The 11,751-nt window shown below is 73.1% G+C and carries 11 protein-coding genes; 7 read left to right on the top strand and 4 right to left on the bottom strand.

Going from position 1 to position 11,751, the window contains the following annotated elements; genetic code table 11:
• The first annotated feature begins 22 nt into the window (after positions 1–22).
• Positions 23–472, top strand: a complete 450-nt coding sequence (locus QMZ92_RS09980; RefSeq protein WP_283296886.1) for a hypothetical protein — start codon at positions 23–25, stop codon at positions 470–472.
• A 531-nt stretch (positions 473–1,003) separates the two neighbouring features.
• Here the strand turns inward: QMZ92_RS09980 and QMZ92_RS09975 are convergent.
• A complete protein-coding gene (locus tag QMZ92_RS09975; protein ID WP_283296885.1) occupies positions 1,004–1,204 on the bottom strand; it encodes a DUF2191 domain-containing protein in 201 nt (66 codons plus the stop codon).
• An 872-nt stretch (positions 1,205–2,076) separates the two neighbouring features.
• Here QMZ92_RS09975 and QMZ92_RS09970 point away from each other — a divergent pair.
• Both QMZ92_RS09970 and QMZ92_RS09965 read left to right on the top strand, forming a co-directional pair.
• Positions 2,077–2,484 carry a YciI family protein gene (locus QMZ92_RS09970; RefSeq protein WP_283296884.1) on the top strand — a complete coding sequence of 136 codons (408 nt, stop codon included), beginning with the start codon at positions 2,077–2,079 and terminating at the stop codon, positions 2,482–2,484.
• 8 nt (positions 2,485–2,492) lie between these two features.
• Positions 2,493–3,710 (top strand): RNA polymerase sigma factor, encoded by a 1,218-nt coding sequence (locus tag QMZ92_RS09965; protein WP_283296930.1) that lies wholly within the window; start codon positions 2,493–2,495, stop codon positions 3,708–3,710.
• 99 nt (positions 3,711–3,809) lie between these two features.
• Here the strand turns inward: QMZ92_RS09965 and QMZ92_RS09960 are convergent, their stop codons facing one another.
• Positions 3,810–4,277: a hypothetical protein gene (locus QMZ92_RS09960; protein WP_283296883.1), complete on the bottom strand. Its 468-nt coding sequence runs from the start codon at positions 4,275–4,277 to the stop codon at positions 3,810–3,812.
• Positions 4,278–4,518: 241 nt separating this feature from the next.
• Entirely contained in the window at positions 4,519–5,733 is a 1,215-nt protein-coding gene (locus tag QMZ92_RS09955) for a glycosyltransferase (protein ID WP_283296882.1), read from the bottom strand.
• Between the two features lie 278 nt (positions 5,734–6,011).
• On the opposite strand from QMZ92_RS09955, the gene QMZ92_RS09950 reads away from it, so the two are divergent.
• Together QMZ92_RS09950 and QMZ92_RS09945 are read left to right on the top strand one after the other, a co-directional pair.
• The gene (locus QMZ92_RS09950) at positions 6,012–6,659 is read left to right on the top strand and encodes a hypothetical protein (protein ID WP_283296881.1); all 648 of its coding nucleotides are present in this window, start codon (positions 6,012–6,014) and stop codon (positions 6,657–6,659) included.
• Between the two features lie 339 nt (positions 6,660–6,998).
• Positions 6,999–7,586 carry a hypothetical protein gene (locus tag QMZ92_RS09945; RefSeq protein WP_283296880.1) on the top strand — a complete coding sequence of 196 codons (588 nt, stop codon included), beginning with the start codon at positions 6,999–7,001 and terminating at the stop codon, positions 7,584–7,586.
• Between the two features lie 276 nt (positions 7,587–7,862).
• Here the strand turns inward: QMZ92_RS09945 and QMZ92_RS09940 are convergent, their stop codons facing one another.
• Complete coding sequence (locus QMZ92_RS09940) at positions 7,863–8,462, bottom strand: ATP/GTP-binding protein (RefSeq protein WP_283296929.1); 600 nt, start codon at positions 8,460–8,462, stop codon at positions 7,863–7,865.
• 319 nt (positions 8,463–8,781) lie between these two features.
• On the opposite strand from QMZ92_RS09940, the gene QMZ92_RS09935 reads away from it, so the two are divergent.
• Together QMZ92_RS09935 and QMZ92_RS09930 are read left to right on the top strand one after the other, a co-directional pair.
• A complete protein-coding gene (locus QMZ92_RS09935; protein ID WP_283296879.1) occupies positions 8,782–9,906 on the top strand; it encodes a PP2C family protein-serine/threonine phosphatase in 1,125 nt (374 codons plus the stop codon).
• A 479-nt stretch (positions 9,907–10,385) separates the two neighbouring features.
• A complete protein-coding gene (locus QMZ92_RS09930) occupies positions 10,386–11,750 on the top strand; it encodes a transaminase (RefSeq protein ID WP_283296878.1) in 1,365 nt (454 codons plus the stop codon).
• Position 11,751: the final 1 nt, after the last annotated feature.

Here is an 11,751-nt window from a genome sequence, read left to right as displayed (position 1 = left end):
CCCGGAAGCGGAGGAATGTTCCATGGTGACCAAGAGAGCTCGAGTGGGTCTCGCCATCGCAGGAGTCGCGAGCGTGGGGCTGCTGTTCCCCGCCGTGGCGCTCGCGGAGGACAGCGCTCCGGCCACTGCGACGGAGTCGACCGCGCCTTCCGGTGACACGCCGAATTCGCGGGAGGAGCGCAGGGAGGCCCGGAAGGACCGCATGGAGGAGCGCCAGGAGGAACTGGCGGCCGCTCTGGCGAAGGAACTGGGCGTGTCCGAGGACAAGGTGAAGGCGGCGCTCGAGAAGATCCGCAGCGAGAGGCAGCAGGAGCACAAGGAGGAGCGCGAGCAGCGTCTCTCGGAGCGTCTCGAGAAGGCGGTGTCCGAAGGGAAACTCACCCAGGAGCAGGCCGACGCCATCCTCAAGGCCGCGGAGAGCGGCGTCCTGCCCGGAGGCCCGGGCGGGGGACCCGGCCGCGCCCACGGCTGACATCGCGGACGTCCCTCCCCGAAACCCGGGCGCGGGGCGGCCCTGCCGGACGGGACAGCCCGGACGGGTGGTCAGGGCTGTCCCGCCCGCCGGGACCGGTGCACCGGAAGCCGGAACCAGTAGCGGTGCACGGGCCGGAGAACGTCACGAGGCCCGCCCGGCTCACCACGGACCTGCGGTCGCAGGCGCCGCCGCGGGAGACTTCCCGAGCGGAGGCGGCAGCCGGGGTGAACGGCCCGGGCGGTGAGCACGTCACCCGGTTCCGGGTGCGCAGGACCAGCGGGCGTTCGGCACAGAGCGGGGCGCCGCTTCGGAACCGCGACCGCCGTGCGCTCCGAAACCACCGGTGCCGGCGGGAACCCGGACAGCGGCGAGGAGCGGGCAGCGGGGCGGGGCCGTCGTTCCGCAGGCGCTTCCGCATTCCTTCCGGGGCCTCCCCTGCGCACTGCCGACCGGTCTCTGTGCCGGCGAGCGCCGGCGAGCCCTTCGAAGCGCGTCCCGACGGCTCGAGCGGTGCCTCGAAGCCGAGGATCAGCCCTGCGGCTCCTGCGGCCTGAGGTCTCGTTCGCGCAGACTCCCGTCCTTGAGCTCGGTGCGGGCCTCTGTGCGGTGGCCCCGGGCGATGGAGTCCCGCACAACCGCCTCGATGGCGTCCTGGGGCGAGCCGACCCCGGCCAGAACCATCACTTCCACCACGAGTTCGGCGTCGAGACTGATGTCGACCCCGGCCACCGTGCCCGCTCCGCCTCGTCGGCGCTGCGCGCTCGCCACCATGGCCGCCCGGGCCGGGGGAAGGTGTCTGCTCCGGCGGGTGCGGCCGCGGGGTCCCAGTTCCGGGGCACGTGCGTCAGGATGGTGCGCAGGACGTGACGCAGCCGGGTGTCCGTCGCGGTGTCGCGCCGCCCGGCGACGCCGGAGCGGAACAGAGCGGCGCCTCCCACCGGCTTCACGAAGGCTTCGGCACAGTGGCGAGCGGTGGTTGCGGAGAGACCGGACGCGCGGTCGTCGGGGAAGCGTCGACGCTGACGACATGGGCGGCGTACCGGTCGTGTAAGGCGCGAACGGCCGCAGCTGCGTCCCTGTCGTGTGCGGCCATGGCCCGCAGCTCGGTACTGCTGCACGGGAGCGGGGTCGCCGTGGTCGGAGAGGAGGGTGCAGGGGAGCGCTTCGGCGTCGTCGCCGTCCGGCGGCCGGTGAGCCGGGCGACGCGGTCGGGTGAGGAGGCGAGGGCACGGTCGAGGAGCGCGGGCAGAAGGGCGGAGTGCGACGGGAGGCGGTACCGGACGTGGCCCGGCCGTGTCCGTTCCGTAGCCGGTGGTGACGCTGGGTGCCCGTCCCCGGTTTCCGGGCGACGGGGACGCGGTACGGCCGGGGCGCACCCCACGACCGGCGGTGCCCGTACCCCTCGTGCTTGGGGCAGCAGGGCGGGGCTCCCGCGTCAGGGGCGGCGGAGACTGCGTTCCCGCCGGGCGGCGGTGTGCTTCGGGCTCATCCGCGAGAGCCCGGGAGAACACACCGGACGGCGATGTCGAGAACCCGCGTCCGGCTCCGTCCCAGGGGCGAACGCGGCCACAATGGGTCGCACGAGCACGAGGAGAACCACGATGGCCAAGTACCTGCTGCTGAAGCACTACCGCGGCGCCCCGGCTCCGGTCAACGACGTACCGATGGCCCAGTGGAGCCCGGAGGAGATCTCTGCCCATGTGCAGTACATGAACGACTTCGCGGCCCGGCTGGAGAAGACGGGCGAGTTCGTCGACGGTCAGGCGCTCGCCCCCGAGGGGGCCTGGGTCCGCTACGACGGCGAAGGCCGCCCGCCGGTCACCGACGGACCGTTCGCCGAGACCAAGGACCTCGTCGCCGGCTGGATGATCATCGACGTCGACAGCTACGAGCGCGCCGTCGAGCTGGCAGGTGAGTTGTCGGCCGCCCCCGGGGCGGGCGGCAGGCCGATCCACGAGTGGCTGGAGGTGCGCCCCTTCCTGACCGCGCCGCCCACCATCACGGAGTGACGTCGCCGATGGACGAGGTCCTGCTCAGGAGCCTCACGCCGAGCGTGCTCACCGTCCTCGTCCGCCGCGGAGCAGACTTCGCGGCGGCCGAGGACGCCGTGCAGGACGCTCTGGTGGAGGCGCTCCGGGTCTGGGCGGCCGACCCCTCCCCGGGCTCTTCGAGCAGCGGATACCCCGTGCGGGATCCCAAGGGCTGGCTGGTCACCGTGGCCTGGCGCAAGTTCCTCGACGCCGCCCGCGCCGACGCGGCCCGTCGGCGGCGTGAGGAGCGCGTCGGGGAGGAGCCGGCGCCCGGGCCGGCGCCCGGGCCGGCGCCCGGGGTGGACGACACGCTCCAGCTCTACTTCCTCTGCGCCCACCCGTCGCTGACTCCGGCATCGGCGGTCGCCCTCACGCTGCGCGCTGTCGGCGGGCTGACCACCCGCCAGATCGCCGAGGCGTACCTGGTGCCCGAGGCAACCATGGCGCAGCGCATCAGCCGGGCCAAGCGCACCGTCTCCGGCGTGCGCTTCGACCGGCCCGGCGACGTCGCCACCGTCCTGCGCGTCCTCTACCTGGTCTTCAACGAGGGCTACTCGGGCGACGTCGACCTCGCCGCCGAGGCCATCCGGCTCACCCGGCAGCTCGCGGCCGCCGTCGACCACCCCGAGGTGGCCGGGCTGCTCGCCCTCATGCTGCTCCACCACGCCCGGCGTGCCGCCCGGACCGCGCCCGACGGCAGCCTGGTGCCGCTCGCCGAGCAGGACCGCGACCGGTGGGACACCGCGTTGATCGCCGAGGGCGTCGGAATCCTCCAGGCCGCCCTCGTCCGCGACCGGCTGGGCGAGTTCCAGGCCCAGGCCGCCATCGCGGCACTCCACGCCGACGCGCCCACCGCCGAGGAGACCGACTGGGTGCAGATCGTCGAGTGGTACGACGAGCTCACGCGCCTGACCGACAACCCGGTCGTCCGGCTCAACCGCGCGGTCGCCGTCGGGGAGGCCGACGGACCGCGCGCCGGCCTGGCTGCGCTCGCGGCGCTGGACGCCTCTTCCCCGAGCTCTTCGAGCAGGGGACACCCCTTGCCCCGCCGCACCGCGGTGGCGGCGTACCTCCACGAGCGCGACGGCGACCTAGCGACGGCGGCACGGCTCTACGCCGAGGCGGCGCACAAGGCTCCCAACCTCGCCGAGCGCGACCACCTGACGCGCCAGGCGGCCCGGCTCAACGCCCGCCTGTGTCGCTGACGGGTCTCGCTCGGCTTCTCCCCGCCTCGGGTGCGACCCGTGGCCGCACGTCGGTGCGCCTCCTGCGCCAGGGGCCCGAGGCGATCGCGACCGTGGGGGTCAGTCCGATGCGACGAGTGTGGCCCGCATACCTTCCGTCAGGGTCTTCCGAGCGGCCCGGAAGGCACGGCGGGCAGCAGTACAGGTGTCGTCCTCGCGGGTGGCTCCCCCCACGACTGCGTCTCGGTAGTCGACAAGCCCTTGCGTGGCGGAAACGACCAGCTCCACCACGTCGGGTGGGGCGGACAGTTCGAGCTGGTACTGCTTGGCGAAGACCTCGTGCTCGCGCATCGCCCGATGCGCGGCCTCGCTGCGTTCGGCGAGCGGCCGCCCAACGTCCGCGCTGGCCCGGGATATCTCGTCGCGAGCGGAGGCGATCGCTTCCAGGTAATCGACGTACAGCAGCCGGAGCGTCTCGCGTTCCCGCGCCCGGCTGTCCCGGCTCCAGCGCACACGATCGGCGAGCAGGGTCGCGCCCACCCCTACGACTGCTCCAACTCCCGTTCCTGCGAGGACTGTCCACTCCATGTGCCGAAGTCCATGGCTTGCGGGGAAGCAGCACCCTGATTGCCTGCGAGCCCTTGGGCACCGCCGCGCGTCGGCAGTGGGTCGTCCGCTCGCCCGGCTGTGCCGGAGGCGTTCCCCCATGCGCCCGTCGGACTCACGGTCCCGGCCTTGCCGGCGTTCGGGTTGCCCGCGCGTTTCGGCGGCACCGGATGTGGGGGAGTGCGTCTCGGGCGGCCCGGTACGGCAGCACGGCGAAGCGGCTTCACCCGTCGCTCTCCGAGCCGATGCGGGCGAGCAGTGAGGCGGCGCCGTCCTCTGCGGCGATCCCTCGGGCGAGTTCGGCCGCTCGGCGACGGTGGGACGGCTCGGACAGGCAGGCCGTAATCGCGTCGCCGAGGGCTTCGGCGGTGAGATCCCGGAACGGCACAGGCCGCGGGGCGACCCCCAGCCCGTACAGCCGAGACGCCCAGAACGGCTGGTCGGCCAGGACCGGCACGGGCACGGCGGGCACTGCGGCCCGCAGTCCGGCTGCGGTGGTACCCGCCCCGGCGTGGTGGACGACGGCGGCCGTGCGAGGGAACAGCCAGTCGTGCGGGACGTCGCCGATGGCCAGGACGTCGGCGCCGCCCCCTCCGAGGTCTGCCCACCCCGCCTGCACCACTGCACGCACACCTGCCCGCTTCACCGCCGCAGCCACCAGCTCAGTGAGCCGTTGCCCCTGCCCTGCCGCCATACTGCCGAATCCGACGAACACCGGGGGAGGACCGGCCTGGAGGAAGTCGACCAGCTCGACCGGGGGTTGCCAGCCGTCCGGCCGTGCGGGCCACCAGTAGCCCGCCACGTCGACCCAGGACGGCCAGTCGTCGGGGCGCGGCACCACCAGCGGGCTGAAGCCGTGCACGACCGGCCGGACGGCAACCGGTGCCGAGGGCGCGCCGGCGGGCAGCCCGAGGCGGGTACGCAGCCGGGTCACGGCGCCCGTGAAGACCCCTTCCGCACGCCTCAGCACATCCCGGCCCGCGGCGAGGTTGCCCTCCGGCCCCGGGCCGTCGGTGCTCCGTGCATTGGGCAGCGGGAACTCTCCGGTGGCGAACGCCGGTACGAGATAGGTGCCGATGACGGGGACGCCGAGCGCTTCGCCGGCCGTCCGGCTGAGCGGTGCCGGGCCGAAGGGCGTGAGCAGTAGGTCGGCCCCGTCCTCCACGGCCTCCGCCACCCCATCGGCGAGCCCCTCCGCGTACACCCTCGTCAGCGCCTGGGCCTCAGCCCGCGACGCCGCCCCGGCCCAGTCCCGGATCAGCCCCTGCGGGTCTCCCGGCACAGGCCGGTAGTCGAGACCGCACCCGCCGACGAGTGCGGCGAAGGGCGGGTGAGCGGCCACGGCGACCTGATGGCCCGCGTCCAGCAGACGCCGCCCCAGCCCCGTGAAGGGAGCCACGTCCCCGCGTGAACCCGCGGTGATGATCAGAATACGCATGGAGCGATTCTCCTCGGCGAGTGCCGTCCGAGACGGTGGCGGTGGCTTGTTGCCGCGGAGGGGGCCGGCGCGATGCCGGTCGCGGGTGAGTCGTTCGCCCTCCGGCCCGGACGGGACGCAGTGGTCAAGCCCCTGGCCCGCGGTCGGATCTGGCGGTGGGACCTGCCAGGCGCGGTCGCGGAAGCACCGGCGAGCGCGGAAGCGGGCCGGGCAGGGGAGAGCCACGATCACCGGCCCCACCACGGTCAATGTCGGAGGGATCGGCCAGGATGAGGGGCATGACCGACGGAACGACCTGGCTCGCTGCTCCCCGATGCATCGCCTTCGGAGGCTACCGCGTGGTGCTCGCCCGCGGGCTCTCCCCACGAGAGCTCGCCGAGCGCCTCGCGAAGACCGTGTCGTACGGCGCCGAACACGTGGTCGTGGAAGTGGGGGACCACACCGGGGAGTCTCTTCTGGAGTTCATGGACGACACCTACGGTGATTCCTGCGACGGCATCGGCCTGCGCCTCGGCAGTGCCGGTGCCTGGGCATACGCGGTCGCGTACGGCGGCTGGCCGGGTGAGTTCGGCCCGCCGGCCCCGGTGTCGCGCGGTGGGGCGCACGTCTGCCTCCTGGAGTTCGAGGAGGAGAACGGCAAGCCGGTCCCGCCTCACTTCGCGTACTTCCACGACGGCCGTCTGCTCAGTGCCTGCGATCTGCATCTGGACGGCTCATGGGGCTATCAGGGGGTCGAAGGCGACCCCGCGACGGCCGCCCCCTTGCAGGAGTTGCTGACCGCCGCCGGCCTCCCGGACCCGGAGCGGGACAGCAGGGAGGTACACCGCACCGCACTGGGCGTCGTGGAGGGGTACTTCGGGCTCTCGCTGCCGCAGGAACCGATCGTCAGCGGCACCCTGCCTGCCGTCCTGGTGGAACCGGCGTAGCCCACAGCGCCATTCGCCGGCCCCGCGGTCCCCACGACGCGTCAACGACGGAGGCGTCACCTCCGCTCGGACCTCCGGGGTCGCCGCAGGCCGTGGGCCCCGCAAGGGCCACAGGGGCCCGCCCCGGCAGGGCGGCGCGGCTCAGGCGGCCGTGCGCCTGGTTCCCGCGTACCACCGGGCCGCCCATCTCCCCGCTGCACGAGGACGGTTCTCCTGCCGGGCGGGACACGAGCGACGCCGTCCGGTCCGGCGCCCCGCGGGTAAATGTGCGGGCCCCACCGAGCGCGGGTAGCCCATAGTGGAGCCCTGCACCTGAAGATCAACACGAACGGACGGCCTGTGTCTGTGACGACTGCGTACAGCGAATCCTCCACCGCGCGCGTGCCCGGACGGTCCTGGACGGTCCGGCTGACGGGCCACGCGGACCACTCCGCCACGGTCTCCTGCAGTACCGCCGCGTGCCGGATGCCGCGCCGCTCCAAGGACCTCGCGAGCCTGCGCGCGTTCGCCGCCCGGCACGCCGCCGCCCACGCCCGCGCCGCCACCATCCGCCCGAACGCCTCCTGCCACTGCCGCGCCGAGCAGTGCGGCGCCCACCAGGACACCCGCGTGCAGTGCGCCGGATCCGTTGTCATGATCCTCCGCCACGACCCCGCCGTCGGACGCGTCTGGACCGCGGCCGAGGTCTGCGCCGGCTGTGCCCCGCTGCTCCCGCACGCCACCGTCGTCGCCGACGCCCCACGGCCCCGCCCCACCGCCAGCGCGGCCGCGCAGAGTGCGCCCCGGCTCCCCACCGCCCGGACCGCCACCGCGGTGCCGGGAGGCTTCTCCTCGCCCGGCACACCCGGCGCCGACAACGACGCCGGCGCCGCGCGGCGGCACCGACACGGCGTCCGCGGGCCCCGGCGCCGCTCCGGACAGCCCTGATCCCAGCCCCGCACCACCCAACGAGCCCCGCCGGCACCTGCGGCCACTCGCGGCAGTTCCTCGATGACCGGACAGCTCGCTCTCCGGCAGCGCGGCCGCCACCGGTTGCTCGGCGGTCACGGGGGCGGACGGCCGACACCGACGCGGAGCGCGCAGCCGTCGGCCCCACCCCGGACGCCGAAGCAGCCGGCCGTGCCTCCGGGAAGAGCACGAGGGTCCGCCGTCCGAGGCGTAGGTCCATGAGCCCCGCCCATGGACGTCGGTGTCGGAGGGACGCTACCGGCAAGTCCGCAGTCGGGCGGCCAGGACCTCCAGGGCCGGACTGCCCGCCGCGCAGGCCGTCGTGGGCCTGCTTGTCGGACCCGATCCGCTTGTCCGGCCCGATCCGCGCCGTGTTCGCAGATCGCTGTGAACACGGCCGCCCTGTGATCGGCCGCCTCTCCCGGAGAGCGACGGGATCACCTCCCTGACCGCCTCGACGCGGCGGTCGAGGTCACCGGTGGGGATGTCGACGAGTTCGTAGCCCAGTCCGCGGTGGCTGCGCTCGTGGATGCGCTCGAACACCAGCGCCTCCTCAAAGCTGATCCGACGGGCTGCGGTGCGTTCGCAGAAGCCGAGGTTGCGAACGAAGATCACCCGCTGTTCGTAGACCTTCTCCGCGGTGATTCGTTCGAGTTCGGCGGCGAGCAGTGGCGACACGGGCTGCCCGAGAAAGGTGGCGAGAGCGAGCGTGCAGACCGGTGATCGGTCGAAGAGTTGGACGCGCGCGCCGGATGAGGCATCGAGCTGTCGCCGCCTCTGCACACGGGTGACCTCGTCGATGAACGACGGCCGGAGCCACGGCTCGTTCTCACCCCGTGCCTGCGCCCGTTCGATGACGTCGGTCGCGGCCTCCTCGACGACTTCGTGGCCGAGCCGGCCAGGCGTCGGAGGATCGACGCCTTGCCTGCACCCGCCGTGCCGGTGAGGATGTATCGCTGCATATCAAGCCCTCCCTGTAGTGGATGCCGGAAGATGACGGCCGGTTGCGGACGCCCTCGCGAGGGTCGGGGTGCTACGGGGGAGGGGAACCGGGCCCGGGGCATCCCGAGCGGCCGGTCACGGTCCCTCTCGCACCGCTGTCCCCCCGGCCCGGCCGCCCGCGTGCTGAGCGTGAAGAGTGGAAAGGTGTGCCCGGACCAGGCAGGCTGATGGCATGCGGTCGGTCATCCGCTCATCCGTGCGCCCGCGAGTGGACGGTCACCACCGGGTCCTCTGGGTGCTCGCGCAATGCCTGCCTTTCGCGATCGCGGTCCTGGTGGTGGTCATCGAGCTCACGCCCCTGCACGTCATGTACACGGGACCGCTGCTGACCGCGACACCGGCATTGGCGGCGGTGACCATGGGCCCCAGGGGAACGGTCGCGGCCGCCTGCTTCGCGCTTGTCGTCAGCGTGATCACCGCCACCTACAACCAGGCCTGGCAGAACCAGCAGGTGTACACCAACCTCCTCGCCCTCGCACTGGTGTCTGCCGCGAGCATCACCACCAGTAGCGCCGCCCGCACGCGCAGCGAGAACGAGCTCAACCAGATCCGAAGGATCGCCGTCGCAGCACAGGAGGTGCTGCTGCGACCGGTGCCCGACCGGATCGGCCCGCTGCGCGCGGGCAGCATGTACGTCGCGGCCGAGACCGGTGCCCAGATCGGCGGCGATCTCTACGAGGCCGTGCAAACCCGCTTCGGGGTGCGGCTCATCATCGGCGACGTTCGCGGCAAGGGCCTTCCCGCGGTGCGCGCCGCCGCTGCCGTGCTGGGGGCCTTCCGGGAGGCGGCCCACTACCAGGAGAACCTGGTGGACGTCATGGAGCACTGCGCGGCGGCCCTGGAGCGGGAGCGCCTGTCGCCGGGCGTGGACCCCGACGCCCGCGTGGAGGGGTTCGTCACGGCGCTGGTGGCCCAGGTCCCGCAGGGGCCGGTGGTCGAGATCGTCAACCGCGGCCATCCGCCGCCGCTGATGCTGCACCACGGCAGGGCGGAGGCCCTGATACCGGGGTGCCCGCTGCCGCCGCTCGGCCTTGATGAGCTCCTGCCCGAGCCCTCCGAAGGCAAGACGGAATCCTATCCGTTCGTCCGCGGCGACCGCCTGCTGCTGCACACCGACGGTGTGATCGAGGCACGCAACAGCGACGGCGACTTCTTCGTGCTTCCCGATGCCTTCGAGGCCGTGCGCGGTGACGCCCCCGGAGAGTTCCTGGACGAGCTCCACCAGGCACTGACGCGGCACTCCGCGGGCTGCCTCGCCGATGATGTCGCGATGGTGATCATCGAGAGGGTCGAGTAGACGGCGACGGGCCGGTCCGGGCCGCCTGCTTCGCGTCCCGCTCCGACGCATCACCGCTCACCGTGCCGACGCGCGGCCCGGCTGGCGCGGCCTCCGGGCCGGGCGTCGGAGCCTTCCCCGTGCGCCGTGGGCCGTTCCGACGCCTCCCCGGCGCCGCGGCGGTGGCCGCCCAGACGCCGGACCCGCTCCCGCGCGTTCCTCCTGCCGCGCTCCGAGTGGCGGGCTGACCAGTGGTCTTCGTGCCGGACAGCCGCCTGTGACCGGCACGGGGGACCCGGTCGGCGGTGCCGGTGTCCTGCCGGGGCACACCGTTGACGCGCATCCGCTGATCCGTCCTCGGGGCCACGTCCAGAAAGGGCAGCGTGGGGGCGGGAGGTGCTGATTCGATCGTCATCGCACTCATTTCGTGCGTGATAGCTAGCCTGGACGACGAATTCGCGTGTAACGTCAAGCGCAGACGCCATTGAGGAGGCCCATTCATGTCCATGTCCATCGATCGCACCCGGCTGCGGCAACTGCTCTCCCGCGAGGCGGCCGAGGCGACGGCCCGCAATCCCCGCTCGAAGGCCGCGTACGAGGCAGCCGACCACCTGTTCGGACGGGTGCCGATGACGTGGATGAACAAGAACGCCGGGACCTTCCCCCGCTACCTCGCCGGCGCCCACGGTGCACGGGTGACCGACATCGACGGCCACGAGTACATCGACTTCTGCCTCGGCGACACCGGTGCCATGGCCGGTCACTCCCCGGTCGTCGTCGCCGACGCCGTCGAGCGCCGCTTCCGCGAGCAGGGCGGCGCCACCGCGATGCTGCCCACGGAGGACGCCGAGTGGGTGGGCGCCGAGCTCGCGCGCCGCTTCGGCCTGCCCCGCTGGTCCTTCTCGCTCACCGCCACGGACGCCAACCGGTGGGCCATCCGGCTGGCCCGGGCGGTCACCGGCCGCCAGAAGATCCTCTTCAACAGCTACTGCTACCACGGGAGCGTCGACGAGTCCCTCATCGTCACCGGTCCGGAAGGGCGAGGTGCGACCAGCCGTCCCGGCAACGTCGGCGCTCCGTGCGACGTGACGCTGACCAGTCGCGTCGCCGAGTTCAACGACCTGGAGGGGCTGGAGCGAGAACTCGCGCACGGGGACGTGGCCGCGGTCCTCATGGAGCCCGCCCTCACCAACATCGGCATCGTGCTGCCCGAGCCGGGTTACCTCGAGGGGGTCCGGGAGCTGACCCGCAGGCACGGCGTGCTGCTGGTCAACGACGAGACCCACACCTTCTCCGCCGGCCCCGGTGGCGCCACCGCCGCCTGGGCCTTGGAGCCCGACATCCTCACCATCGGCAAGGCCGTCGCCGGAGGTGTCCCGGCCGGCGCCTACGGCCTGTCCGCCGACCTCGCCGACCGACTTCTCCGCCGTGGGGACCTCGACCTCGTCGACATGGGCGGGGTCGGCGGCACCCTCGCGGGCAACGCCCTGTCCGTCGCGGCCATGCGGGCAACCCTCGAGCACGTGCTCACGGACAGCGCCTTCGCGGCCATGTCCGCGCTCTCCGCCCGCTTCGAGCAGGGCGTCCGGAGCGGCATCGACAAGCACGGTCTGCCCTGGTCGGTCAGCCGCCTCGGCGCCCGCACGGAGTACCGGTTCACCGCGCCCGCGCCGCGCACCGGTACAGAGTCCGCAGCCGCCTCCGACCCGGAGCTCGAGGACTTCCTGCACCTGTGGATGGCAAACCGCGGGGTCCTCATGACGCCGTTCCACAACATGGCGCTGATGTGCCCCGCCACCACCGAGGCCGACGTCGACGCCCACACCGCCCTCTTCGCCGGCGCGCTGGCGGAACTGGCAGGCTGAC

The sequence above is a fragment of the Streptomyces sp. HNM0645 genome (assembly GCF_030056615.1).
GTDB classification, from domain to species: domain Bacteria; phylum Actinomycetota; class Actinomycetes; order Streptomycetales; family Streptomycetaceae; genus Streptomyces; species Streptomyces marianii.
Note: the sequence above shows the minus strand (reverse complement) of the source record. Positions and strands in the feature narration are given on the sequence as shown.

Bases quoted from the DNA above. Each gene is read 5' to 3' on its own strand.
- QMZ92_RS09930 (WP_283296878.1), top strand. From the start codon at position 10,386: ATGTCCATGTCCATCGATCGCACCCGGCTGCGGCAACTGCTCTCCCGC.
- QMZ92_RS09980 (WP_283296886.1), top strand. From the start codon at position 23: ATGGTGACCAAGAGAGCTCGAGTGGGTCTCGCCATCGCAGGAGTCGCG.
- QMZ92_RS09955 (WP_283296882.1), bottom strand. From the start codon at position 5,733: ATGCGTATTCTGATCATCACCGCGGGTTCACGCGGGGACGTGGCTCCC.
- QMZ92_RS09950 (WP_283296881.1), top strand. From the start codon at position 6,012: ATGACCGACGGAACGACCTGGCTCGCTGCTCCCCGATGCATCGCCTTC.
- QMZ92_RS09970 (WP_283296884.1), top strand. From the start codon at position 2,077: ATGGCCAAGTACCTGCTGCTGAAGCACTACCGCGGCGCCCCGGCTCCG.
- QMZ92_RS09935 (WP_283296879.1), top strand. From the start codon at position 8,782: ATGCGGTCGGTCATCCGCTCATCCGTGCGCCCGCGAGTGGACGGTCAC.
- QMZ92_RS09960 (WP_283296883.1), bottom strand. From the start codon at position 4,277: ATGGAGTGGACAGTCCTCGCAGGAACGGGAGTTGGAGCAGTCGTAGGG.
- QMZ92_RS09965 (WP_283296930.1), top strand. From the start codon at position 2,493: ATGGACGAGGTCCTGCTCAGGAGCCTCACGCCGAGCGTGCTCACCGTC.